This window comes from Streptomyces sp. NPDC002730 (assembly GCF_042888805.1).
In the GTDB taxonomy this organism is placed as follows: domain Bacteria; phylum Actinomycetota; class Actinomycetes; order Streptomycetales; family Streptomycetaceae; genus Streptomyces.
Genome location: NZ_JBIAQG010000002.1, coordinates 102,612 through 125,560, shown reverse-complemented (window position 1 = coordinate 125,560; position 22,949 = coordinate 102,612). Strand labels below are relative to the sequence as shown.

Genomic DNA, 22,949 nt, shown 5'->3' with positions numbered 1-22,949 from the left:
GCCGGGGCCGGCCCTCGCAGCCCGGGGTCAGCCCTCGCGGCGCGGGTACCCGATCAGATGCAGCCGGTCCTTGGTGTCCGTCCAGCTGAAGACTCCGACTCCCGCGGTCTCCGCACCAGGCAGCCGGACATTGGGCGAGAGCGCCTGGGGCACCGCGGTGGCCAGGTCCAGCTCGATGGGCGCACCGCCGCCGGCCAGCGCGTCCGCCGGGCTGCGCGCGCTCGTCGCGCCGTACGCCGTGCCCGAGTCGGTCACGGTGGTCAGCGTCAGCGGCTTGGAACCGTCCGACTCCTCGAAGCAGTACGCCTTGCGCTGCTCCAGGTCGAATGCGAGATTCCCGACGACGAGATAGCCGCCCTCCGGCGAGAGCATCGCCTGCGGATACTCGCCCGGTTCGATCGCCGGCTTGTGACACCGCACCTGGACCAGCGGCTTCCCGGTCGTCACCTCGTGCACCGCCCAGATGTCGTACGTGCCCGCGTCCTTGCTGCCCTTCGCCGGCTGCCACTTGGCCAGTACGTGCCCGGGGACCACCGAGGTCGGCACTCCGGAGGCGGGATCGGTGCGGGCCGGAGCCACGTTCCGGCTGGACCAGCCGCCGCGGACCCAGAAACCGGGGTCCCCGCTCAGCAGCAGCCCTTTCGCGGTCACCCCGCGTACCGCGGTCAGCCGGCGGCAGCCCGTACAGCCCTTGGGGTAGCCGAGTGCGTTCTGCGGGACCCGGGTCACCTCGCCGGAGACCGGGTCGACGACCGCGTTCCTGGTGCCGCTGTCGGAGATGAGAATGCCGGGGCCGGTGCCCGAGACGGTCGGTGCGGTGGGCCACGGGACCTCGACCCGCTGCCGACCGCCGTCCGCGACGTCGTCACATCGAGCGCGACAAAGGTGCCGGCCGTGTTCAGCGCGTCCTCGCCCGCCGTACCGAAGGACCAGGTCACGAAGTACTCGCGGCCGTCCTTGGCGACAGAGAGCAGCCCGGGGAACTGGTCGGCGGAGGCCGGCGGATGCCAGGGCTGACCGGTCCACCCGGGCCTGCCGGTCGCGGAGTCGAGCGTGCGCAGCCGGAACCGGGACTCATCGACTCGCTCCAGATAACCGATACGGCCGCTGTCCTGTGCGATGGCGTACTCCGGAGAGACGTTGGAGATCTCCCAGTCCTGCCGGGTGTCGTACGCGGACGGGACGGTGAGCCGGGTCAGGGGGCCGGCGCTGTGTCGCACCGGCTTGCCGGTCTTGTCGTCGGCGGCCTTGCCTGCGCCCTCACCCCCTCCGCACATGCTCAGCAGGAGCAGCAGCGCCAGGACGATCAGCCCGGCCACCAGGGTCACGCGAACGACCCTCTGTCTCCTGGTCCCCCGTGAGCGGTGCGGCACGTAGCGTGTGCGGCGACGGCCGTCAGCGTAGCAACTGCCGTTGCGCTGCCAGCAGTTCGATACCGTCGCCGTTCCGTCCCGGTTCCGTACCGCAGGGGACGACAGTGGGAACGGCCGCCGACACGGCCGACATGCCTAGAATCTGTCGGTGAACGCCACCCTCCCCACCGCGGAAGCCCTGCGCAGCGCCCTCGCCGGGCTGCTGGACGGGCTGCCGCCCACGCAGGCGGCGCAGGCCGTCGAGCGGTTGATCGTCAACTACCGGGGGACCACCCCGACGGACGCTCCTGTGCTCCGTGACCGTTCCGATGTCGCCGCATACGCCGCGTACCGGATGCCCGCGACCTTCGAGGCCGTACGGTCCGCGCTCGCCGCTCTGCGCGCCGCGGCACCCGACTGGTCCCCGTCGACGCACACCGATATCGGCGGCGGGACGGGAGCGGCGAGCTGGGCCGTCGCCGAGGCCTGGGAGGAGGACGGCCCGCGCACCACCGTGCTCGACTGGGCCGAGCCCGCGCTCGAGCTGGGCCGCGAACTGGCTGTCGCGTCCGGAGTGCCCGCCCTGCGTGCCGCCGAGTGGCAGCGCTCGCGGATCAGCGCGGCGCTCCGTATCGAGAGCACTGATCTCGTCACGGTCTCCTACGTGCTCAAGGAGCTCACCGCCAAGGACCGGGCTGCCGTCGTCACCGAGGCCGCCCGCGCGGCCCAGGCCGTCGTGATCGTCGAGCCGGGCACGCCGGACGGCTACGCCCGGATCATCGACGCCCGCGACCGGCTGATCGAGGCCGGCCTCAGGATCGCCGCGCCCTGCCCGCACAGCGCCGCCTGCCCGATCACCGCACTCAATGAGGCGGGTGGCTCGGACTGGTGCCATTTCGCCGCACGGGTCAGCCGCTCCTCGCTGCACCGCCAGGTGAAGGGCGGCTCACTGCCGTACGAGGACGAGAAGTTCAGCTATGTCGCGGCGGTGCGCTTCCCGGCCGCACCGGCGCCCGCACGAGTCACCCGCAAGCCCCAGATCCGCAAGGGCCTGGTCCTGCTCGAGCTGTGCACCGAGCAGGAGGAACTGCGCCGTGAGACGGTCACCAAGCGCCATGGCGCGCTGTACCGTGCGGCGCGCGATGTGGCATGGGGCGACGAGTGGCCGCCGCCCCACAGCACCCACGACGCGTCAGACGCGTAGCTCCTGAGTGCAGCACTTCACACTGCCGCCGCCCTTGAGCAGCTCACCGAGGTCCATGCCGATCGGCTCGAAACCCCGCTCCCGCAGCGGCTCGAAGAGCCCGACCGCGGCCTGCGGCAGCAGCACATGGCGGCCGTCGCTCACCGCGTTCAGACCGAGCGCCGACGCGGCCGGCTCCTCGGCGATCAGCGCGTCGGGGAAGAGCCGGGCCAGTACGGAGCGACTGCCCGCGGAGAACGCGCCGGGGTAGTACATGATCTCGTCGGCCGCGTCGTCCAGCACGCTCAGCGCGGTGTCCAGGTGGTAGTAGCGGGGATCCACCAGGTCCAGGCCGATGACCGGCCGGCCGAAGAACTCCTGCGCCTCGTCGTGCGAGAGCGGGCTGGACCGGAAGCCGCGCCCGGCCAGCAGGTAGGAGGCGGTGACGGCGAAGTCGCCCTCGCCCTCGTTGATGTGCACCGGCTCGTGGACCTCGGTGAAGCCGTTGGCGCGGAACCAGTCGAGATGGACCTCGGCCTCGGCGGCGCGCTCCGGATGCGCGAACCGGGCGCCGAGCACACGGCCGTCGATGACGGTGGCGCCGTTCGCCGCGAAGACCATGTCGGGCAGTCCGGCCCGCGGATCGAGCAGCTCGACGGTGTGGCCGAGCGAGCGGTAGCGGTCGCGCAGGTCCTCCCACTGGGTGAGGGCGAGCGGCAGGTCCACCGGTTTCGCGGGATCCATCCAGGGGTTGATGGAGTAGGTGACCCGGAAATGGGCCGGCGGACACATCAGATAGCGGCGTGGCGAGGCTTGACGACCGGAAGGGCGGCGCGAAGCGTCTCGGTGAGGGGCGGCGGTCGGGCGACGGGTGGGAGTTGAGCGCAATGAAGGCTCGTCACGTACGGCAAGAGGCACGCGGTCTGCGTGAGCCCATGGTGCGGCCTGCGAAGCCCGCGCGCTGTGAACCGATCGGGTGGTTCATCGTCCAAGCAGACGATCTTCCGCCGGTCGCCTCCAAGGCCCCCGTCCCCCTGCGGCCATTCAGCCCGGGGCGTACACGGGAAGGTACCGACCGCTACCCCGGTTGGGGACTGTGTCCACCCGAGGAGCAGGATGGTGGGACCATGGCAGAGTCCGCCAAGGGCGAGCGTGAGGTGTGAGGGGATAGATGGGCGACGGTATCGGCCGCTACCGCGGCACGGAGAACAGGCTCTCCCGGGAGAGCAGGCTGCCCCAGTGGCTGCGCCGGCGCCCGAAGAACACCGACGCCGAGGACTCCCGCCGCGAGACCCTGCTGCTGGCCGCCGCTGCCGCGGGACTGCCACTCGCACCCGCCGCGTACCCCGTCGCCTACCGATGTTCCTGCGAGCGAATCGGCTGCCCCACCCCGGGCAGGCACCCGGTCTCCTTCGCCTGGCAGACGCAGTCCACGACCGACCCCGGCCAGATCGGGCGCTGGGCGCTCGGCCAGCCGCAGGCCAACTTCATCACCGCGACGGGCATGGTCCACGACGTCCTCGACGTCCCGATGGAAGCCGGCCGCAGCGCCCTTGCGCGGCTGCTCGAGCTGAACATCGAGGTCGGCCCGGTGGCCGAGTCCGGCGACGACCGGATGCTGTTCTTCACCGCCACGCGCGGCACCCCCGAGGACGAGGACGAGTGGTGGCCCTGCGAGCTGGACTGCCACCCCGAGACGATGGACGAGCACCCCGGGCTGCGCTGGCACTGCCGCGGCAGCTACGTCCTCGTACCGCCCGCGCGGCTCCCCGGCGATCTTGAGGTGCGCTGGCTGCGTGGGCTGGAGCATCCGCTGCCGGATCCGCTGACGCTGCTGGAGACGCTGACGGATGCGTGCGCGAAGTGGGCGGGCGAGGGCGTGGACCGCCACGAGGTGGCGTGGCCGCTGAGCCGCTAGGCCTTGCCGAACCGGGGCTCCGCCCCCGGACCCGGCGCCTCAATCGCCGGCGAGGCTTGGGTTTCCGCCGGACGGGCAGAGCATTTAAGCCCGTCCGGTGATTGAGGACACGCCCGAAGGGCGTACGCGGAGCCCCGGCTACGGTCAACTCACGTGCCGTTACGAGCCCTTGGCCGCCGTCAGTCCCGTCAACCGGCCCAGCACATCGACCTTCCCGACGTTCGCGCCGCCGCCCGGCGGCACCACCACCGCCTGGCTGGAGACCCGCTCCTTGGTGACCGTGGACTTCACGTCACCCGTCAGCAGCGCCTTGACATCCGGGTGGACCTTGAGCCGCAGCCCCTTCGCGGCCGTCTGCCGCTCGTAGTTGCGCACCGAGAAGAAGACCAGCGCGCCGCCGTCCTCGGTGGTGAGCCCGAGCGGCGCGAAGTCGTCGCTGTCCAGCGACTGGTCGATGTACTGCGTACGCATCCCCGGCAGATTCGCGTCCTTCTTGCGGGAATCGCGCCAGCCCGAGGTGTGCGGCCCGTCCTTGAAGTGCTCCGGCTTCCCGTTCTGCATGTACGAGGCGTACTCCTCGCTCAGATTGCGGGGTGCGACGGCCAGCGCCGCGCTGTCCGGGGCGACGGGCTCGGCCCAGCCGTCCTTGTCGGTCTTGAACGCCGGAATCCTGCTGGGGGAGAGGATCGTCAGATACGTCGCCTGCCACACCTGGTCCGCGTCGTTGCGTACGAAGACCAGCACCCAGCGGTTGTCCTGATTGCCGTTGTCCCGGTCGCGGTTGGAGTCGACATCGGCGACGAACCAGCGCGGCCAGCCGGCCTTTTTCGGGATGGTGTACTTCGCGTCCGTCAGTTCCAGCGGTACGTGCTGCGGATTGCCGTCCGGGTAGTTGACGCTGCGCGCCTTCAGCCCGGCCTGGTTGATCGCTCCGAGCGCACCGGTGACCCGGCCCGCGTCGAGGGCCGGGTCGTAGGCCTTGTCGGCAGCGTTGTACGCCTCGGCGAAATCCTTGAGCGCCTGTGTGGCCTCAGCTTTTGTCGCCGACGGAACGACTTCCCGTTCCCCGTGCACCGTCACGCACCCGCTCGCCGTCAGGGACAGCACCGTCATCGCCGCGAGCCTCGCCGCCGCCCGATCCAGCCTTCTCATCGGTTGCCTTCTGCTCTTTGACCCCCACTGACCGTCCGAACCCTACCGGGGCGAGGAACAGCCCGAGCGTCGGGATCAAATACAGCGCCCACACCGTGACCTGGATGACAGTCGGGTCGGGCTGGAAGTTGAAGACGCCCTTCAGCAGCGTGCCGTACCAGCTGTCCGGCGGGATCGTCGCGCTGATGTCGAAGGCCTTGTTCGCCAGACCGCCGAGGAAGCGCGCCTCCTGCAGGTCATGAACGCCGTACGCAAGGACGCCCGCCGCCACGATCACCAGCATGAGGCCGGTCCACTTGAAGAACTTCGCCAGGTTGATCCGCAGCGCGCCCCGGTAGAACAGCCAGCCCAGCACCATCGCGGTGGCGATACCGAGCAGCACACCGATCAGCGGCGCGGACGAGCCGTCGCTGCTGGCCCGTACCGACGCCCACACGAACAGCGCCGTCTCCAGACCCTCGCGACCCACCGCCAGGAACGCGGTGGCGACCAGCGCGCCCGTGCCCATCTGCAGTGCGGCGTCCAGCTTGCCGTGCAGCTCGGACTTCAGATGCCGCGCGGTGCGCCGCATCCAGAAGACCATCCAGGTCACCAGGCCGACCGCGAGGATCGACAGCGAGCCGCCGAGCAGCTCCTGCGCCTCGAACGTCAGCTCCTGCGAGCCGAATTCGAGCGCGAAGCCGAAGCCCAGCGAGATGGCGACCGCGACCCCGATGCCGATCCAGACCGGACGCAGCGCGTCGCGTCGCCCGGTCTTGACCAGATACGCGATCAGGATGCAGACGACCAGGCTGGCCTCCAGGCCCTCGCGCAGGCCGATCAGATAATTGCCGAACACGTCGGGTCCCTTCTGGTCAGGAGAACAGCGCCCGGCCCCACCAGTCGTCCTTGTCCCGGACGCCCGGCGGGACGGCGAACAGCGCCGAACCCACGTGCTGGATGTACTCGTTGAGGTCGTCGCTGGCCGCCAGCGAGCGCTGCACCGGAATGAAGCCCTTGTGCACGTCGCGCTGGTACGCGAGGAAGAACAGCCCCGCGTCCAGCCGACCCAGACCGTCCGTGCCGTCGGTGAAGGAGTAGCCGCGGCGCAGGATCCTCGCACCGCCGTTGGTGTCCGGGTGCGCGAGCCGTACATGCGCGGTCGGCAGCATCGCCTTCAGGAACGGCTCGTCGCGCTCCTTGGCCTTGCCGACCGGCGCGCCCTCGCCCTTGTCGCGGCCGAAGATGTCCTCCTGCTCGCTGAGCGGAGTGCGGTCCCAGGTCTCGATGTTCATCCGGATCCGGCGCGCGACGAGATACGAGCCGCCGGTGAGCCAGCCCGAGCCCTCCTTCTCGGAGACCCAGACATGCTTGTCGAGTGCGGCCGTGTCCGTGCCGGCGATGTTCCGGGTGCCGTCCTTGAAGCCCATCATGTTGCGCGGGGTCTGCGCGTCGGGCGTCGTCGACGAGGTCTTGCCGAAGCCCAGCTGCGACCAGCGGACCGCGACCTTGCCGAAGCCGATGCGGGCGAGGTTGCGGATCGCGTGCACCGCGACCTGCGGGTCGTCCGCGCAGGCCTGCACACACAGATCGCCGTCGCTGCGCGCCGGGTCGAGGTTGTCGCCGGGGAACGTCGGCAGCTCCACCAGGGCCGCCGGGCACTTGCCCTCAAGGCCGAAGCGGCCCTTGGCGAACAGGGAGGGGCCGAAGCCGATGGTGAGCGTGAGCCGGGACGGCTTGAGGCCGAGCGCCTCGCCGGTGTCGTCCGGCGGCGACTCGGCGAGACCGCCGAACGCGCCTTCGCCGACTGCCTGCCCGGCCGTCATCCGCTCCGCGGCCCGCGTCCAGTCCTTGAGCAGCTGGACCAGCTCGGCGCGGTCCTTCGTCTTCACGTCGAAGGCCGCGAAGTGCAGCCGGTCCTGTACGGCGCTGGCGATGCCGGCCTGGTGCGCACCGTGGAAGGGCACGGCCGCGCCGGCCGAGGCGGCGGGCTCGGTCGTGTCCCCGGTGCTCAGGGCAACGGCGCCGCCGGCCGCGGCGGCGCCGAGCGCGAGGCCCGCACCGCCCCAGCCGAGCACCGAACGACGGGACGGGGCCTGGTCCTGGGACTGGCCGCCGGTCTCCGTGGTCTCCGTGGTCTCGTCGGTCTCTTTGTTCTTCTCGGACATGTCGATCCCCCCGTTACTTCGCAACCGCGGCGCCGAGCTTGGACAGCGGCTCGGCGAGCGCGTTGACGCCGTCGCTGAGCTCCTTGCGCTGGTCCTTGCCGACCTTGTCGTAGGAGGTGAACTCGTACGAGGTGGTGTCCTTGCGGTACTTGTCGAGCAGCGCGTTCAGCGTCGCGAACTGCTTGTCCAGCTCGGCGACGAGCTTCGGGTCGTTCTTGGTGGCGACCGGCTTCAGCAGCTCGAAGGACTTCTGCGCACCTTCGACGTTGGCCTTGAAGTCGACCAGGTCGGTGTGGCTGTAGCGCTCCTCCTCACCGGTGACCTTGCCGGTGGCGACCTCGTCCAGCAGCTCCTTGGCGCCGTTGGCCATGGAGGTGGGGGTGATTTCCGCCTTGCCGACCTTCTTCTGCCAGTCGGCCAGGTCCTTGGTGAGGGTCTCGGCGAGGGCCTTCTCCGCGGGGCCGAGCTTCTTGGTCTGCCACAGCGCCTTCTCCAGCGTGTGCCAGCCGGTCCACTTCTGGCCCTTCTCCAGGCCGTCCTCACGCAGGTCGACCTTCGGGTCGATGTCGCCGAAGGACTCGGCCACCGGCTCGGTGCGCTCCCAGCCGATGCGGGAGTCGGCGTAGGCCTTCTTGGCGGCCTCGATGTCGCCGGCCTTGACGGCGTCGGTGAAGACCTTCACCTTGGGCAGCGTCTCGTCGGCCTGCTGCTGCACGTACTGGCGGTACGCGGCGACGGCGGCGTCCATCTGCGGGCTGCGCTTGGCGGCCTTGCCGTTGCCGGCGGCGGTGACCTTCTGGCGGATGCCGTCGCCCTTCATGCCGGGCTTGCAGGCGATCTCGTAGTCACCGGCCTTCACTTCGGCGGTGATGTTCGCCTTGGTGCCGGGGCCGATGTTCTCGCGCTCGGTGACGATGCGGCCGTCCGGGAAGAGGACGTAGACCTCGGTGACCTTGGAGCCCTTGTTCTCGATGTCGAGCTGGACATGCCCGGCCGGGAACTCCTTCTTCGACACCTCGCAGGAGTCATCCTTCGCGGTGACCTGGACGGCGCCGTCGCCGCCCTTGGCATCGCTCTTCTCGGCGCAGCCCGTGACGGCGGTCAGAGCTGCCACGGTCGCGGCGGCGGTGACGACGGAGAGACGGACGGGTCGCATGCGGGCTCCACGATGGAAGGGGGTACGGGGACGGTGCGGGGGGTGGGACTGGCTTGGAACTTAGGGTGAGGCGGACCTAACTTAACCGAGGCTTACCTGACCGATACCCACCCGTCCAGTGATTCAGCTCTCATGTACGCGGCGAGACACGGCAGGGTCACGAGGTGCTCACGGCGGCGGCACGGAAGGGTCAAGTAATGGCCAAGAGGCGCGATTTCGACGGTGGGCACGCCGAGGGGGAACTCGGCGGGTCAATCGCGGCGGCCCGGGAGGCTCTGATGCTTGAATGCCGGAGTGAATGAACTCGACGTGCTCGACGTGCTCCATGTGTTCTGCGGCGCCGACGGCCGCCACGGCAACACGCTCGGTGTCGTACGCGATCCCCGCCGCTACCCCGACCAGGCGTCCCGGCAGGCACTCGCCGCCGAACTCGGCTTCAGTGAGACCGTCTTCGTCGACGACCCCGAGCGCGGTGTCGTCGACATCTACACCCCAGGCCTCCGGCTGCCGTTCGCCGGGCATCCCCTCGTCGGTGCCGCCTGGCTGCTGGACCTCGAGGTCGTCAATCCGCCCGCCGGTGAGGTGTGGGTCCGGCAGGACGGGGAGTTCACGTGGATCACCGCGCGCGCCGAGTGGGCGCCGCCGCGCACGCTGCGGCAGTACGGATCGGCTGCCGAGGTCGAGGCACTGGAGGTGCCGCCGCCCGGGGAGTGGGTCTACGCCTGGGGGTGGGAGGACGAGGCCGCGGGCCGGGTACGGGCGCGGGCGTTCCCCGGCCGTGACGACGGCATCGACGAGGACGAGGCGACCGGGGCCGCCGCCCTGCTGCTCACCGACCGGCTCGGCCGGGCACTGAACATCACCCAGGGCCGGGGATCGCAGATCCTGACCGCCCCGGGCCCCGACGACACGATCGAGATCGGCGGGCGCGTACGCCTGGCCGTGCCCGCTCCTGCTATGCGCTGAGCGGGAACTCCGCTCCCAGCTCCCGGAACACCGCCCCATTGAAGTCGAACGCCCGCTTGCACTCGTCGATGATCCGCTGCTTCTCCAGATCGTCCGCGTCCACCGCGTCCAGCAGCTCGCGGTAACCCCGCTTGAACGCCGCCGGGTTGGCGATCTCCTCGAAGACGTAGAACCGTACGCCGTCGCCCTTGCGTGCGAACCCCCACGTCTTCTCCGCCCTGTCGCGGATGATCTGGCCGCCGGAGAGGTCCCCGAGGTAGCGGGTGTAGTGGTGCGCGACATACCCGGGGGGCCAGCTCCGCGCGCACTCCGCGATCCGCGCGGCATACGCGGCGGTGGCGGGCAGCGGCGCGAGCCCCTCGCGCCAGTCGGCGCCCCGCAGATGCGCCAGGTCGCGCTCCAGCTCCGCGGTGCGCATCAGCTCCGGCCGGATGAACGGCCCGGCGACCGCGTCGTCCTTCAGCGACCCCGCCGCCTCCTCCAGCGCCCGGTACATGAACCACAGCTGCTCGGTGTAGCGCGCGTACGCGGCCACGCTCAGCCGGCCGCCGAGCAGATCGCTCATGAAGGCCGAGGTCTCCGCCTCGGTGTGCTGCTCGTGCGAGGCGACACGGATGAGCGTCGAGAAGGGCGTACCGGAGCCGGTGGCGGTGGCGTCCAAGGCGGGCCTCCAGGGACCGATGGGGACGGGAAAGGAGGCGATGACGGCAAGGGGCGATTGCCGGCACCGATCTTCCTGCTTAGGCTTACCTAAGCCAATGTGTTCCCGACGTCCTGTCGGTAAAAACCCTACGCCTCGCAGCGATCACGGCAAGGTGAGGATTTCGGCCCCGCTCTCCGTCACCACCAGCGTGTGCTCGAACTGCGCCGTGCGCTTGCGGTCCTTCGTCACCACGGTCCAGCCGTCGTCCCACATGTCGTACTCGTGCGTGCCGAGCGTGAGCATCGGCTCGATCGTGAAGGTCATCCCGGGCTGGATGACGGTCGTCGCGTGCGCGGCGTCGTAGTGCGGGATGATCAGCCCGGAGTGGAAGGACGAGTTGATCCCGTGCCCGGTGAAGTCACGGACGACGCCGTAGCCGAAGCGCTTGGCGTACGACTCGATGACCCGGCCGATGACATTGACCTGGCGCCCCGGCTTGACCGCCTTGATGGCGCGGTTGAGGGACTCCCGGGTCCGCTCCACCAGCAGCCGTGACTCCTCGTCGACGTCGCCGCAGAGGTAGGTGGCGTTGTTGTCGCCGTGCACGCCGTTGATGTACGCGGTGACGTCGAGGTTCACGATGTCGCCGTCGCGAAGCACGGTGGAGTCCGGGATCCCGTGACAGATCACCTCGTTCACCGAGGAACAGAGCGACTTGGGGAAGCCGCGGTAGCCGAGCGTGGAGGGGTAGGCGCCGTGGTCGCACATGAACTCGTGGGCGACCCGGTCCAGTTCGTCCGTGGTCACGCCGGGCGAGATGTGCTTGGCGGCCTCCTCCATCGCCTGCGCGGCGATGCGACCCGCGATGCGCATCCGCTCGACGGTGTCGGAGTCCTGGACCTCCGGCCCGGTGTACGGCGTCGGCGCGGGCTTCCCGACGTACTCGGGGCGCCGGATGTTTCCGGGAACGGAGCGGGTGGGAGAGAGCTCCCCTGGTACGAGCAGCGACTGGCCAGACATGCCAGCGAGTCTAACCAGGGGCGATGGGGCAGCATGGCCCCATAGGAAGGAGCCGACGATGGCCCTGTTCAAGAAGCGCACGGTCGGAAAGCCGGGCGAGTGGTACTACTGCCTCGAGCACAAGAAGGTCGAAGAGGGCCCGGAGTGTCCGGCGAAGGACCGCTTCGGACCGTACGCCTCCCGCGAGGAGGCGGAGCACGCGATGGAGATCGCGCGTGAGCGCAATCTCGAGTGGGAGAACGACCCGAAGTGGCACGACACGTCCGCGCAGTCCGGCGACGACCCCGCGTAGGGGCGCCCGGCCGTTCGGTACGGCCACGACCCGCGCAGTGGCGCCCGGCCCTGTGGCGCGGGCTGCCTGCGGCGCTTTCCCTGCCCGCCGCTTCACCTGCCCGCCCCTTCCCTGAACCGGGGCAGGCCCCGGACGCCCCGTGTGTTCTCGAACGCCGGACGGGCAGGACGTCAGCCCCTCCGGTGTTCGGGGAGCGGGCCGGTTTCGACCGGCTCCGGCGTACCGGCTCTACCAGCGGGCCGGCGGCGGCGCGGTCAGCTGGTCGGCGAGGCGCGAGAGCCGGTCCCGGAACCGGCGCCGGCCGCGCTGTGCGGGCAGGCTGTTCTCCCCGGTCGCCGCGCTGACCAGGTGCTGCACGGTGTCAATGTCGACTTCGTCGGCCTGCGCGGTCACCGTCAGCGCCTCGTGCGCCAGACCGTGCACCTCCGGGTCCCCGCCGTCCAGCGCCAGCACCGTCGCCCCGGCCCGCCGCGCATCGTGCACCCGCTCGAGCAGCCCGGCGTCCGGCCGTGCGGGCGCCACCACCAGCAGGGTCTCGCCGCGTCGCGCCGCCTCCAGCCTGCCGAGCCCGACGGCCAGCTGCGCCGGATCCCCCGGTCGCACCCGGTGCCGTACGAGCGTCGGTGTCAGCTCCGGCTGCCCGGACCACGCGGCCTCGTCCACGAGATGCGCGGACAGATGCCACGGCTCGTACTCCTCGGTCCCCACCAGCAGCAGCCTGCCGCCCTGCGGCACCACGGAGGACCGCAGCACCCCGGCGAACCTCCGGGTCGCCGCCGGCCACTGCGTACCCGCCAGGACTTCGCGCAGCAGCGCGACGCGTACGGCATCCATGCCCCGGCATCCTGCCCCACGACCGCGCCCGGTGGGGCCCGGTTGGCACCGCCTCACCCGATCGGGAGCCGATACCGGCAAGTAAAGTCGGGCTCATGACTTCTACTGACAGTGCGGGCACCGCGAAGGCCCCGGCCAAGGACCCCTGGGACCTCCCCGACGTATCCGGCCTGATCGTCGGCGTCCTCGGCGGCACCGGCGACCAGGGGCGCGGGCTCGCGTACCGGCTGGCCAGGGCCGGGCAGAAGGTGATCATCGGGTCCCGGGCCGTGGAGCGCGCCGAGACGGCGGCCACGGAGCTCGGCCTCGGCATCGAGGGCGCCGACAACGCCGAATGCGCGCGGCGCAGCGATGTCGTGATCGTGGCGGTGCCGTGGGAAGGGCACGCCAAGACTCTTGAGGCGCTGCAGAAGGAGCTCGCGGGCAAGCTCGTCGTCGACTGTGTCAACCCGCTCGGCTTCGACAAGAAGGGCGCGTACGCGCTGAAGCCGGAGGAGGGCAGCGCCGCCGAGCAGGCCGCCGCCCTGCTGCCCGACTCGCGGGTCACCGCGGCCTTCCACCATCTGTCCGCCGTACTGCTCCAGGACGCGTCGATCGAGGAGATCGACACCGATGTGATGGTGCTGGGCGAGGCGCGCGCCGACACCGACATCGTGCAGGCGCTGGCCGGCCGTATCCCGGGCATGCGAGGAGTCTTCGCGGGCCGGCTGCGAGGCGCCCACCAGGTGGAGTCGCTGGTCGCCAATCTGATCTCGGTGAACCGCCGCTACAAGGCACACGCGGGTCTGCGCGTCACCGACGTGTAGACGTCGGCGGGCATGGCGGGGCATGGGGGACACTGGTCGGGACGTACAACACCCCGACAGGAGCCGTACCCCATGCCCCGCCTTGCTCTGTACTCCCTCGTCGTCTGCGCCCTCGCCGTTGTCGCGGCCGTGGTGTCCTTCGTGCAGGGCAGCTGGCTCGGGATCGTGTGGGTTCTGCTCGCCGGGCTCTCCTCGAACATGGCCTGGTACTACCTGCGCCGGGCGAAGGCCGCCCGCGGGGCCGGTGAGTAGGGCTGCCGCCGACCGACCAGTGCCGACCGACCAGTGCCGACCGCCCAGGCCGGTCTGCTGACGGACCTACCGGCGGTCGGGCCTACTGACTGGCGATCGAGTCGCAGACCGGGTTCCGCTCGCTCCAGAAGCGGTAGAAGTCCTGACCGCAGTACGTCTCCGCCTGGCCGACACCCAGCCCCCGCAGGATCGCGTCGATCGCGTCGAAGAACGCGTGGTTCACCTCGGGGATGAAGAGGATGCCGAAGACGGCGAGCAGCCCGAAGGGCGCGTACGGCTCGACCTGGCGGCGGATCTTGTACGAGAGCCACGGCTCGATCACGCCGTAGCCGTCGAGGCCCGGCACCGGCAGGAAGTTCAGGATCGCGGCGGTGAGCTGCAGCAGCGCGAGGAACGCGAGCGCGAACCGGAAGACCAGTGGCACCCCGTCCAGCGCGCCCAGCCAGAACGGCGCGGTGCACACGATCGCGAACAGCGCGTTCGTCAGGGGTCCGGCCGCCGAGATCACACTGTGCTTCCAACGTCCCTTGATCCGGCCCCGCTCGATGAAGACCGCGCCGCCGGGGAGGCCGATACCGCCCATGATCACGAACAGTACGGGCAGCACGATGCTCAGCAACGCGTGCGTGTACTTGAGCGGGTTGAGGGTCAAGTAGCCCTTCGCGCCGATGGTGATGTCCCCGCCGTGCAGCGCGGTGCGGGCGTGCGCGTACTCGTGCAGACAGAGCGAGACGATCCATGCCGAGGTGACGAAGAGGAAGACGGCTACACCCGGGCTCGACGCGAAGTCCGTCCACACCGCCCAGCCCGTCACCGCCATCACGGCGACGATCCCGAGGAAGACGGGACTGATCCGCCGGTCGCTGTGGCGTGAGGTGGCGGTGGTCATGGGTGCGGCTCCTGGAGGCGTGGCGGGCATGCGGGTCGACCGTACCGGTGGCGTGGGGAGAACGTCCCACGCATGCGCCCGGGTTCCTGCTGTACGGGCTCCGCTCCGCACCGGTGACAATGGGCGGGTGCACTATCGGGTTCTCGGTACCACTCAGGCACTTCACGACGACGGCACACCCGTCGCGCTCGGTGGCGCGCGGCTGCGTGCGCTACTGGCCGTGCTGGCGTTGCGGCCCGGGCGTACGGTCCCGGTCGGCCTCCTGGTCGACGAGGTGTGGGACGGCGATCCGCCGGCCGACGCGGTGGGCGCGGTGCAAGCGCTCGTCGGACGGCTGCGGCGGGCGCTGGGGCACGCCGCGGTGGCTTCGGCGGACGGCGGCGGCTACCGGCTGTGCGCGGACGGCGAGGATGTGGACCTGCACCGTTTCGACCGTCTCGTGGGGGAGGGGGCGCGGGCGCTGGATGAGGGCGACGCGGTGAAGGCCGCGGCGCTGCTCGACGACGCGCTCGCGCTCTGGCAGGGGCCGGCGCTCGCCGATCTGCCCGACCGCACGGCGGAGGCGGCGCGTTGGGAGGCCCGCAGACTGGACGCCCGCCGCTCACGCCTGGCGGCCGCGCTCGCGCTGGGCCGGGCGGAGGAGGCGCTGCCGGAGCTGGTCGCGCTGTGCGAGGACCATCCGATGGACGAGCCGCTGCAGGCGCTGCGGATCCGGGCACTGCGGGACGCGGGCCGCGCGGCGGAGGCGCTGGCGGCGTACGAGAGGGTACGCGCGGATCTCGCGGACAGCCTGGGCGCGGACCCGGGCCGTGAACTGCGGGCGCTGCATGCGGAGTTGCTGAGACCGGAGCTTTCCGAAGCCGGGACCGGAACGGGCTCGCGGCGCGGTCCCTCCCCGGCCCCGCCCCTTCCGGGGACGAGGGCTGCGCGCCGGGCCCCGCTCCGGACGCAGCCCGAGACCCCGCTCCGCGAGGACGCATCCTTGGGCACGGCCCTGGAGCGGGGGCAGGCCCGCCCCGGCAATCTGCGTGCCCGGCTCACCTCCTTCGTCGGGCGCGAGGCCGATATCGACACCATCCACGGAGACCTCGGCCGCGCCCGCCTCGTCACCCTGCTCGGGCCCGGCGGTGCCGGGAAGACCCGGCTCTCGCAGGAGGCCGCCGAGCGGGTCACGGCCGACGCGCGGAGCCCGTGGCCCGACGGGGTCTGGCTCGCCGAACTCGCGCCCGTGGACGATCCGGAGACCGTCCCCGAGGCCGTCCTCACCGCGCTCGGCGCCCGGGAAACCGTGCTGCGCGGCGCGCGCGCGGAGGAGATGCGGGCCGCCGAGGGATACGCCGACGACGCCCTCGTACGGCTGGCAGAGCACTGCTCACGTCGGCGCATGCTGCTGCTCCTCGACAACTGCGAGCACGTCATCGGCGCCGCCGCCACCCTGGCCGAGCGGCTGCTGGAGAGCTGCCCCGGCCTTACCGTCCTGGCCACCAGCCGGGAACCGCTGGGTGTGCCGGGCGAGTTGGTGCGGCCGGTCGATCCGCTGCCGGATCCGATGGCGCTGCGGCTGCTCGCCGAGCGGGGCGCGGCGGCCAGGCCCGGTTTCCGTATCGACGCCGATGAGGCCACCGCCGCCGCGGCCGCCGAGATCTGCCGTCGTCTCGACGGACTGCCGCTCGCCATCGAACTCGCCGCCGCCCGGCTGCGGATGCTCACCCCGCGCCAGATCGCCGACCGCCTGGACGACCGCTTCCGCCTGCTGACCAGCGGCAGCCGCACCCTACTGCCGCGCCAGCAGACACTCCGTGCCGTCGTCGACTGGTCCTGGGACCTCCTGGAGGACCCCGAACGCGCCGTTCTGCGACGGCTGTCGGTGTTCGCCGGCGGCAGCGACCTCCCGGCCGCCGAGGCCGTGTGCGCCGACCCGGGCGGGCTCGACGTCGCCGACGCGCTCGGTTCACTCATCGACAAGTCCCTCGTCGTCGCCGCGCCCGCCCCCGACGGCGAGATGCGCTACCGGCTTCTGGAGACCGTCGGAGAGTACGCCGCCGAACGCCTCGACGAGGCCGGCGAGCGCCCTGCCGTCGAGCACCAGCACCTCGTCCACTACCGGGAGTTCGCCCGTACCACCGACCCCCTCCTGCGCGGCCACGGGCAGCGCGCCGCCGTCGACCGGTTCCAGCTCGAGTACGAGAATCTGCGCACCGCGCTCCGCCGCGCCGTCGCCGCCCGCGACGAGCACGAGGCGCTCTGCCTCATCCTCTGTCTGTCCTGGTACTGGCAGATGCGGGATCTGCGCACCGAGGCCCGGCACTGGGCCACGGCCGCGGGCGAGCTCGGCCCCGACCCCTTCGCGCCGCCCGTCGAGCCCGCCCCGCCGATCACCGAACGGTTCACGGACGCGCCGCCGCCCATGTCGCCCGAGCTGCTCCAGGAGGCCCGGCGCGGTGCCGCGCTGATCCGGATGGTCTTCATGGACTACGACATGGACGAGTGGGCCACGCCGGAGAAGCTGGACCGGCTGCGCGTGGTCACCCAGGTCTACCGGCCGGGGCTGCCGCAGACCTGCCGGCCTCCGAGCTCGCTCTGGTTCTTCGCCGTTCTGCTGACCGGGGACGCTGGTCAGCTCAGGGAGCTACTCGACGAGACCATCGAGGCCTGCCGCGCGTACGGATACGAGTGGGAGCTCGCCGCCTCGCTCCAGGCACGGGCCAATGTCCTCGCCAACCGCAGCGAGTGGACGGGCGACGCGTCCCGCGACGCCGACGAGGCCCTGGAGATCTTCACCCGGCTCGGAGATCTCTGGGGCACGGCCGAAGCTCTGTCCGCGCGCGGGGAGGCGCGGGAGCGCAGCGGTGTGTACCCGCTCGCCGCCGAGGACTTCACGGCCGCCATCGGGTACGCGGAGCAGATCGGAGCCCAGGCCCAGACGGCGGTGCTGCGCTCCCGCCTCGCCGGCGTCCTCGTGGAGATGGGGGAGGGTGAGCGGGGCGAGGCCCTCGTCCGTGAGGTGCTGGCCGAGCAGGGGGGCGCGAACAACGAGTCGTCGGCCGCGGCCCGGATGATCCTCGCCCTGTGGCTGGGCCGCACCGATCGCATCCCGGAGGCCCGCGCGGAGATCGAGCTGCTGATGGTGCAGTTCCGGTCCAGAACCCTCGCGATCTTCGAGGGCATGGTGACCGGCTTCCTGGCCTGGCTGGACCTTCTCGACGGCGAGTACGAGCTGTCGCTGGACAGGGCGCGCAGGGCGCTGGACATGGCGCAGGATCCGCTGACCCTGATGGTCGTTCCGCAGATGTCCTCGATGCACATGGTGACCGCCGCCTGGGCGTTGGTCCTGGGCCGACCGGAGCGCGCGCGGGACGCGGCCCGGATCATCGGAGCGTCCGACGGCATGCTGCCGCCCGGCCATTTCGCGCCCAAGTACGAGCGGGAGAACCGGGCCGACGCCGAGGCGGCTGTGCGCGCCGTCCTCGGGGACGCGGCGTACGAGTCCGCATACGCCGAGGGCGGCAGCCTCACCGTCGAGGAGGCAGCCGCCCTCGTGTGACCCCATGCCGGGATCAGGTCTTCTTGCGGAACTTGGCGACCGCGAGCGGCGCCGTGACCACGGTGATCAGCGCCGCCCAGCCGAGCGTCATCCACACCGAGTGGGCGACCGGACCGCCGTTGATCAGACTCCGGGCCGCGTCCGCGAGGTTGGACAGCGGGTTGTAGTCGGTGAAGCTCTGCAGCCAGCCGGGCATCGTGGTCGGCGGGGCGAAGATCGACGAGCCGAACTGGAGAGGCATCAGAACGAGCATGGCCATTCCCTGGACGGCCTGGGCCGTCTTCATGGTGAGACCGAGCAGGATGAAGATCCACATCAGCGAGGCGCCGAAGGCCATGGACAGGCCGACCGCCGCGAACAGTTCGAGGACCGAGGTGTGGATCTCCAGGCCGAGCAGGAAGCCCATGCCGAGCAGGATGGTGGTGGCCACCAGCATCCGGCCGACCTCGACCACGATCTTCGCGATGAGGACGGAGGAGCGGGCGATCGGCATGGACCGGAAGCGGTCCATCACGCCCTTCTTGAAGTCGTCGTTGACGCCGGTGCCCACGGCCATGGCGATGTTCATGCCCTGCATCGCCATCAGACCGGGGATCACGTAGTTGACGTACTGCTGCTGGTTGCCCTTGCCGGAGATCGCGCCGCCGAAGACGTACACGAACAGCAGCGTGAAGACGATCGGCATCAGTACGGCGTCGAACATCGACTCCGGGTCCTGCTTGATCTGCAGCGCGTTGCGGCGCACCAGCGCGCCGATGTGCCGGAGATTGGCCCGCAGGCCGATCCGGCCCTCGCCGGCCGGCGCGCTCCGCACCGGGGCGGGCGCGGGCGACTGAGCGGTGGCGGTGGCAGTTGCCGTACTCATGCGGCGACCTCCTCGGGAATTGCGTCGGACACTGGCGTCTTCTCGCCGGTGATCGCCAGGAACACTTCGTCCAGGCTGGGCAGATGGGTGCCGATGTGCGCGATGCCGAAGCCGCGCGAGCCCAACAGCCCGACAACGGCGGTCAGTTGCTCATCGCTGAGGATCGGTATGTACAGCAGACCGTCGTCGGGCACGACCGTCGCACCGGCGATCCCGTCGAGTCCCGACTCGCCCAGTGCACGGGCCATCGCGGGCAGTTGCGCCGGATCGGTCGGCCGGATCTGCAGGGTGCGTCCGCCGACCTTCGCCTTGAGCTCGTCCACCTTGCCGTTGGCGATGACCCGCCCGCGGTCGATGACCGTGAGCTCGTTCGCGAGCTGCTCGGCCTCTTCCATGTACTGGGTGGTGAGCAGCACGGTCACCCCCTCCGCGACCATCCGCTGCACCTCGTCCCAGACCTCGTTACGGGTACGGGGGTCGAGGCCCGTCGTCGGCTCGTCCAGATAGAGCACGGCCGGCTGCCCGATCATCGAGGCGGCCAGGTCGAGCCGGCGGCGCATACCGCCGGAGTACTGCACTGCGGGCCGCTTCGCGGCCTCGGTGAGCGAGAAGCGCTCCAGCATCTCGTCGGCACGCCTGCGGGCGTCCTTGCGGGACAGATCGAGCAGCCGCCCGATCATGTAGAGGTTCTCCCAGCCGGAGAGCTTCTCGTCGACCGAGGCGTACTGGCCGGTGAGGCCGATGGTGCGGCGCAGCTGCCGGGGCTGCTTCACCACGTCGAAGCCGGCGACCGTGGCATGGCCGGCGTCCGGGGCGACGAGCGTGGAGAGGCAGCGTACGAGAGTGGTCTTGCCGGCGCCGTTGGGTCCGAGGACACCGAGGACGGTGCCTTCGCGGACATCCAGGTCCACGCCGTCCAGCGCTTTGGTCTCGCCGTAGTGCTTGACCAGCCCCCGCACCTCGACGGCGTTGCCCGTGCCACCGTTGGGGTTCTTGTCGATTCGCGTCATGCCGTCAACGGTGCCGGGCCTCGCCGACAGGCCGCCGACAAGCTGCCGACACATGGCCGACAAGTCGGCGACGCCGCGGAAATGGCAGGTCGGAGCGGCTGTTCGGAGTGCGGGGGATCAGACGCGCGGGGGCTCCCTGGGGCACTCATGCCGACAGCCCGCCGACGGGGGATGATCGGCGGGCTGTCGTCTGTACCGGAGGTGGTCAGTGGAAGGTGTGCTCCTCCTGCGGGAACGCTCCACCGACGACATCCGCGGCGAACTCGCGGGCGGCGTCGCCGAGCGTCTGGCGGAGGTTGGCGTACTGCTTGGTGAAGCGCGGCACCTTCCCGCCCGTAAGGCCCGCCATGTCGGTCCAGACGAGGACCTGAGCGTCCGTGTCGGGTCCCGCGCCGATGCCGATGGTCGGGATGTGCAGGCTGCGGGTGACCTCGGCGGCCAGCTCGGCCGGTACGAGTTCCAGCACGACCGCGAAGGCGCCGGCGTCCTGCGCCGCCTTGGCGTCGCGCAGCAGCCGGTGCGCATCCTCGTTGCCGCGGCCCTGCACCCGGTAGCCCATGGTGTTGACGGACTGCGGAGTCAGGCCGAGGTGCGACATGACCGGGATGCCGGCCTGGACCAGCAGCTCGGTCTGGCCGAGCGAGCGCTCGCCGCCCTCCAGCTTGACCGCGCCGACGCCCGCGTCCTTGACCAGCCGGGTGGCATTGCGCAGCGCCTGGACGGGGCCTTCCTGGTACGAGCCGAAGGGGAGGTCGCCGACGACGAGGGCGCGCTTGGTGCCCCGTACGACGGCGGCGGACAGCAGCGTCATCTCGTCCATCGTGACCGGCACGGTGGTCTCGTAGCCGAGATGGCAGTTGCCCATGGAGTCGCCGACGAGTACGACCGGGATACCGGCCTCGTCGAAGACGGACGCGGTCATCGCGTCATAGGCGGTAAGCATGGGCCACTTCTCACCGCGCTCCTTGGCGGCGGTGATGTCGTGGACGGTGATGCGGCGAGTGCCCTTGCCGCCGTACAGCGCCTTGCTGCTGTCGGAGGGCTTCGGGGCAGCCTGAAGCGTCATGGCTCAACGGCTCCTTTGTCATCTCGAGGCGCCCTGACGGCGTCCCCGGATCCCCTACATGGTGGCACCTCGTGCCGCTCCGGCGGAAGAGGACCCGTCCCTTCGGTAGTGTGCTTCCTATACGAGACGGTCTCGTATCGGAATAGGCAGGCTGAGGTCCATGTCGACAGCGTCCGGCACACCTGCCGCACCCCGCATACCCGAATCCGTCCACCGCCGCCGCTGGGCGATCCTCACGGTCCTGATGTTGAGCCTGCTCATCGTCGTGCTGGACAACTCGATCCTGAATGTGGCCGTCAAGACGATCGCCGGCCCCGAGCCCACCGGCATCGGCGCCACCCAGAGCCAGCTGGAGTGGGCGATCAACTCCTACACGCTCGTCTTCGCCGGACTTCTCTTCACCGCGGGTCTCCTCGGCGACCGCATCGGCCGCAAGAAGGTGCTGCTCTTCGGCGTCGCCGTCTTCGGCGTCGGCTCGGCCCTCGCGGCGTTCTCCGGCTCGCCCGGCGAGCTGGTCGCGTACCGCGCGGTGATGGGCTTCGGCGGGGCCTTCGTGATGCCGGCCACCCTCGCCGTGGTGATGGACGTGTTCGAGCGCCACGAGCAGCCCAGGGCCATCGGCATCTGGGCGGGCAGCGTCGGCGTCGGCATGGCCATCGGCCCGATCACCGGCGGGCTGCTCATCGAGCACTTCTGGTGGGGCTCGATCTTCCTGATCAATGTGCCGGTCGTGGTCGTCGCGCTGATCGCGATGGCGCTGCTCCTGCCGGACTCCAGAGACCCGAACCCCGGGCGTATGGACCCGCTCGGCGTAGCGTTGTCCGTCATCGGGCTGATCCTGCTGGTGTACGGAATCATCCGCGGCGGCGAGCTGGCGGACTTCTCGGCGCCGTCCGTGCTGCTGCCGATGCTGGGCGGTCTGGTGGTACTCGTCTGCTTCGTACTCCACGAGTGGCGCAGCGACCATCCGGCCATCGACATCACGTACTTCAAGAGGCCGGCCTTCGCGGCGGCGGTCACCGCGATCGCGCTGGTCTTCTTCGCGCTGACGGGCGTGACCTTCTTCTCCGCGTTCTATCTGCAGAGCGTGCGCGGCTACGGCCCGCTGCAAGCGGGCCTGCTCATTCTGCCGCTGGCCGTGGCGCAGATGGTCGTTTCGCTGCGCGCACGGCTGATCGTCGACCGGTTCGGGGCGCGGGCGGTGTGCACGGTCGGCATGCTGCTGGTCGCCATGGTGCTGGGCTCCTTCATGATGTTCGATGCCTCGACCCCGGTGTGGGGGATCGAAGTGGTCCTCTTCGTGCAGGGCACGGCGATGGCGCTCATCACGCCCCCGGTGACGGTCTCGGTGATGCAGTCGCTGCCCCGCGAGAAGGCGGGGTCCGGCTCGGCGGTCAGCAACACCTTCCGCCAGGTCGGTGGGGCACTGGGTGTCGCGGTGCTCGGTTCGCTGCTGTCCACGCAGTACCGGGGGGCGATCGAGGGGCACCTCTCAGCGGTCCCGAGCGGCGCCCGCCAGGCCGCGGGTGAATCGATCGAGTCGACGCTCGCGGCTGCGGAGAGACTCGGCCCGGCGGGCAAGGCGCTGATCGTCCCGGCGTACGAGGCGTTCCTGCACGCGATGCATCTGACGGCGATGGTCTCGACGGGTGTGGCACTGATCGGCGCGCTGGTGGTGGCGGTCTTCCTGCCGGACGGAGATCCCGAGCCGGAACGGGAGAGCGCCGAAGGCGCTCCGGGGCGGGCGCTGCCCGTCAGCGGGCGATGACGATGACGAGAGGCGGACCGGACGTGCCGGTGAGCGACCAGGACAACCGCGGCCGCAATGCCGATCCCGTCGCCCGCCGCGACAGC

22 protein-coding genes are annotated in these 22,949 nt (G+C 70.7%); 8 read left to right on the top strand and 14 right to left on the bottom strand.

Annotated elements, in window-relative coordinates:
* Positions 1 to 27: 27 nt before the first annotated feature.
* Together ACFYXH_RS05475 and ACFYXH_RS05470 are read right to left on the bottom strand one after the other, a co-directional pair.
* Positions 28 to 729, bottom strand: a complete 702-nt coding sequence (locus tag ACFYXH_RS05475; protein ID WP_389560846.1) for a hypothetical protein — start codon at positions 727 to 729, stop codon at positions 28 to 30.
* Positions 726 to 1,328, bottom strand: coding sequence for a hypothetical protein (locus ACFYXH_RS05470; RefSeq protein WP_389560844.1), 603 nt, complete (start codon positions 1,326 to 1,328; stop codon positions 726 to 728). Before ACFYXH_RS05470 ends, ACFYXH_RS05475 begins: the two co-directional genes overlap by 4 nt.
* A 193-nt stretch (positions 1,329 to 1,521) precedes the next feature.
* On the opposite strand from ACFYXH_RS05470, the gene ACFYXH_RS05465 reads away from it, so the two are divergent.
* Positions 1,522 to 2,556 (top strand): small ribosomal subunit Rsm22 family protein, encoded by a 1,035-nt coding sequence (locus tag ACFYXH_RS05465; protein ID WP_389560842.1) that lies wholly within the window; start codon positions 1,522 to 1,524, stop codon positions 2,554 to 2,556.
* Here the strand turns inward: ACFYXH_RS05465 and ddaH are convergent.
* The gene (ddaH, locus tag ACFYXH_RS05460; RefSeq protein WP_389561279.1) at positions 2,545 to 3,423 is read right to left on the bottom strand and encodes a dimethylargininase; all 879 of its coding nucleotides are present in this window, start codon (positions 3,421 to 3,423) and stop codon (positions 2,545 to 2,547) included. The two genes, ACFYXH_RS05465 and ddaH, sit on opposite strands and share 12 nt — an antisense overlap.
* Before the next feature lie 283 nt (positions 3,424 to 3,706).
* Here ddaH and ACFYXH_RS05455 point away from each other — a divergent pair, with 283 nt between their 5' ends.
* A complete protein-coding gene (locus tag ACFYXH_RS05455; protein ID WP_389560840.1) occupies positions 3,707 to 4,453 on the top strand; it encodes a bifunctional DNA primase/polymerase in 747 nt (248 codons plus the stop codon).
* Between the two features lie 159 nt (positions 4,454 to 4,612).
* Here ACFYXH_RS05455 and ACFYXH_RS05450 read toward each other — a convergent pair whose 3' ends face one another.
* Genes ACFYXH_RS05450 through efeO form a run of 4 tightly spaced genes read right to left on the bottom strand, consistent with a single transcriptional unit; the run spans position 4,613 to position 8,908 of the window.
* Positions 4,613 to 5,566, bottom strand: coding sequence for a hypothetical protein (locus ACFYXH_RS05450; RefSeq protein WP_389561278.1), 954 nt, complete (start codon positions 5,564 to 5,566; stop codon positions 4,613 to 4,615).
* Positions 5,484 to 6,443, bottom strand: a complete 960-nt coding sequence (efeU, locus tag ACFYXH_RS05445; RefSeq protein ID WP_389560838.1) for an iron uptake transporter permease EfeU — start codon at positions 6,441 to 6,443, stop codon at positions 5,484 to 5,486. Before efeU ends, ACFYXH_RS05450 begins: the two co-directional genes overlap by 83 nt.
* Before the next feature lie 16 nt (positions 6,444 to 6,459).
* Positions 6,460 to 7,752, bottom strand: a complete 1,293-nt coding sequence (efeB, locus tag ACFYXH_RS05440; RefSeq protein WP_389560836.1) for an iron uptake transporter deferrochelatase/peroxidase subunit — start codon at positions 7,750 to 7,752, stop codon at positions 6,460 to 6,462.
* A 13-nt stretch (positions 7,753 to 7,765) separates the two neighbouring features.
* Positions 7,766 to 8,908 (bottom strand): iron uptake system protein EfeO, encoded by a 1,143-nt coding sequence (gene efeO, locus ACFYXH_RS05435; protein WP_389560833.1) that lies wholly within the window; start codon positions 8,906 to 8,908, stop codon positions 7,766 to 7,768.
* 294 nt (positions 8,909 to 9,202) lie between these two features.
* On the opposite strand from efeO, the gene ACFYXH_RS05430 reads away from it, so the two are divergent.
* Positions 9,203 to 9,874 (top strand): PhzF family phenazine biosynthesis protein, encoded by a 672-nt coding sequence (locus ACFYXH_RS05430; RefSeq protein WP_327323232.1) that lies wholly within the window; start codon positions 9,203 to 9,205, stop codon positions 9,872 to 9,874.
* On the opposite strand, the gene ACFYXH_RS05425 is transcribed toward ACFYXH_RS05430, so the two are convergent.
* On the bottom strand, positions 9,864 to 10,535 hold the full coding sequence (locus ACFYXH_RS05425) for a heme oxygenase (biliverdin-producing) (protein ID WP_389560830.1): 672 nt from the start codon (positions 10,533 to 10,535) through the stop codon (positions 9,864 to 9,866). The two genes, ACFYXH_RS05430 and ACFYXH_RS05425, sit on opposite strands and share 11 nt — an antisense overlap.
* 144 nt (positions 10,536 to 10,679) lie before the next feature.
* On the bottom strand, positions 10,680 to 11,537 hold the full coding sequence (map, locus tag ACFYXH_RS05420) for a type I methionyl aminopeptidase (RefSeq protein ID WP_266543878.1): 858 nt from the start codon (positions 11,535 to 11,537) through the stop codon (positions 10,680 to 10,682).
* A gap of 58 nt (positions 11,538 to 11,595) precedes the next feature.
* Here map and ACFYXH_RS05415 point away from each other — a divergent pair, with 58 nt between their 5' ends.
* Positions 11,596 to 11,829 (top strand): hypothetical protein, encoded by a 234-nt coding sequence (locus ACFYXH_RS05415; RefSeq protein ID WP_389560827.1) that lies wholly within the window; start codon positions 11,596 to 11,598, stop codon positions 11,827 to 11,829.
* A 228-nt stretch (positions 11,830 to 12,057) separates the two neighbouring features.
* Here the strand turns inward: ACFYXH_RS05415 and ACFYXH_RS05410 are convergent, their stop codons facing one another.
* Positions 12,058 to 12,663 carry a hypothetical protein gene (locus tag ACFYXH_RS05410; RefSeq protein WP_327323227.1) on the bottom strand — a complete coding sequence of 202 codons (606 nt, stop codon included), beginning with the start codon at positions 12,661 to 12,663 and terminating at the stop codon, positions 12,058 to 12,060.
* A 95-nt stretch (positions 12,664 to 12,758) separates the two neighbouring features.
* Here ACFYXH_RS05410 and npdG point away from each other — a divergent pair, with 95 nt between their 5' ends.
* Entirely contained in the window at positions 12,759 to 13,469 is a 711-nt protein-coding gene (gene npdG, locus ACFYXH_RS05405; RefSeq protein ID WP_362675894.1) for an NADPH-dependent F420 reductase, read from the top strand.
* Positions 13,470 to 13,541: 72 nt separating this feature from the next.
* Positions 13,542 to 13,721 (top strand): hypothetical protein, encoded by a 180-nt coding sequence (locus ACFYXH_RS05400; protein WP_362675891.1) that lies wholly within the window; start codon positions 13,542 to 13,544, stop codon positions 13,719 to 13,721.
* Positions 13,722 to 13,803: 82 nt separating this feature from the next.
* Here the strand turns inward: ACFYXH_RS05400 and ACFYXH_RS05395 are convergent, their stop codons facing one another.
* Complete coding sequence (locus ACFYXH_RS05395) at positions 13,804 to 14,610, bottom strand: site-2 protease family protein (protein WP_385302512.1); 807 nt, start codon at positions 14,608 to 14,610, stop codon at positions 13,804 to 13,806.
* A 127-nt stretch (positions 14,611 to 14,737) separates the two neighbouring features.
* Between ACFYXH_RS05395 and ACFYXH_RS05390 the strand changes: the two genes are divergently transcribed.
* Positions 14,738 to 18,154 (top strand): BTAD domain-containing putative transcriptional regulator, encoded by a 3,417-nt coding sequence (locus ACFYXH_RS05390; RefSeq protein WP_389560824.1) that lies wholly within the window; start codon positions 14,738 to 14,740, stop codon positions 18,152 to 18,154.
* 13 nt (positions 18,155 to 18,167) lie between these two features.
* Here the strand turns inward: ACFYXH_RS05390 and ACFYXH_RS05385 are convergent, their stop codons facing one another.
* From ACFYXH_RS05385 to panB, 3 genes are all read right to left on the bottom strand, one after another.
* Positions 18,168 to 19,019, bottom strand: a complete 852-nt coding sequence (locus ACFYXH_RS05385) for an ABC transporter permease (protein ID WP_389560823.1) — start codon at positions 19,017 to 19,019, stop codon at positions 18,168 to 18,170.
* On the bottom strand, positions 19,016 to 20,029 hold the full coding sequence (locus ACFYXH_RS05380; protein ID WP_389560821.1) for an ATP-binding cassette domain-containing protein: 1,014 nt from the start codon (positions 20,027 to 20,029) through the stop codon (positions 19,016 to 19,018). Before ACFYXH_RS05380 ends, ACFYXH_RS05385 begins: the two co-directional genes overlap by 4 nt.
* A 205-nt stretch (positions 20,030 to 20,234) precedes the next feature.
* Complete coding sequence (gene panB / locus ACFYXH_RS05375) at positions 20,235 to 21,095, bottom strand: 3-methyl-2-oxobutanoate hydroxymethyltransferase (RefSeq protein ID WP_389560819.1); 861 nt, start codon at positions 21,093 to 21,095, stop codon at positions 20,235 to 20,237.
* A gap of 160 nt (positions 21,096 to 21,255) precedes the next feature.
* Between panB and ACFYXH_RS05370 the strand changes: the two genes are divergently transcribed.
* Positions 21,256 to 22,863, top strand: a complete 1,608-nt coding sequence (locus ACFYXH_RS05370) for a DHA2 family efflux MFS transporter permease subunit (RefSeq protein ID WP_389560817.1) — start codon at positions 21,256 to 21,258, stop codon at positions 22,861 to 22,863.
* Positions 22,864 to 22,949 lie beyond the last annotated feature (86 nt).

Coding starts and splice junctions, on each gene's coding strand:
- ACFYXH_RS05380 (WP_389560821.1), bottom strand. CDS start 20,029: ATGACGCGAATCGACAAGAACCCCAACGGTGGCACGGGCAACGCCGTC.
- efeB (WP_389560836.1), bottom strand. CDS start 7,752: ATGTCCGAGAAGAACAAAGAGACCGACGAGACCACGGAGACCACGGAG.
- ACFYXH_RS05455 (WP_389560840.1), top strand. CDS start 3,707: ATGGGCGACGGTATCGGCCGCTACCGCGGCACGGAGAACAGGCTCTCC.
- ACFYXH_RS05400 (WP_362675891.1), top strand. CDS start 13,542: ATGCCCCGCCTTGCTCTGTACTCCCTCGTCGTCTGCGCCCTCGCCGTT.
- ACFYXH_RS05410 (WP_327323227.1), bottom strand. CDS start 12,663: ATGGATGCCGTACGCGTCGCGCTGCTGCGCGAAGTCCTGGCGGGTACG.
- npdG (WP_362675894.1), top strand. CDS start 12,759: ATGACTTCTACTGACAGTGCGGGCACCGCGAAGGCCCCGGCCAAGGAC.
- ACFYXH_RS05450 (WP_389561278.1), bottom strand. CDS start 5,566: ATGACGGTGCTGTCCCTGACGGCGAGCGGGTGCGTGACGGTGCACGGG.
- panB (WP_389560819.1), bottom strand. CDS start 21,095: ATGACGCTTCAGGCTGCCCCGAAGCCCTCCGACAGCAGCAAGGCGCTG.
- ACFYXH_RS05395 (WP_385302512.1), bottom strand. CDS start 14,610: ATGACCACCGCCACCTCACGCCACAGCGACCGGCGGATCAGTCCCGTC.
- efeO (WP_389560833.1), bottom strand. CDS start 8,908: ATGCGACCCGTCCGTCTCTCCGTCGTCACCGCCGCCGCGACCGTGGCA.
- ACFYXH_RS05385 (WP_389560823.1), bottom strand. CDS start 19,019: ATGAGTACGGCAACTGCCACCGCCACCGCTCAGTCGCCCGCGCCCGCC.
- ACFYXH_RS05415 (WP_389560827.1), top strand. CDS start 11,596: ATGGCCCTGTTCAAGAAGCGCACGGTCGGAAAGCCGGGCGAGTGGTAC.
- ACFYXH_RS05370 (WP_389560817.1), top strand. CDS start 21,256: ATGTCGACAGCGTCCGGCACACCTGCCGCACCCCGCATACCCGAATCC.
- map (WP_266543878.1), bottom strand. CDS start 11,537: ATGTCTGGCCAGTCGCTGCTCGTACCAGGGGAGCTCTCTCCCACCCGC.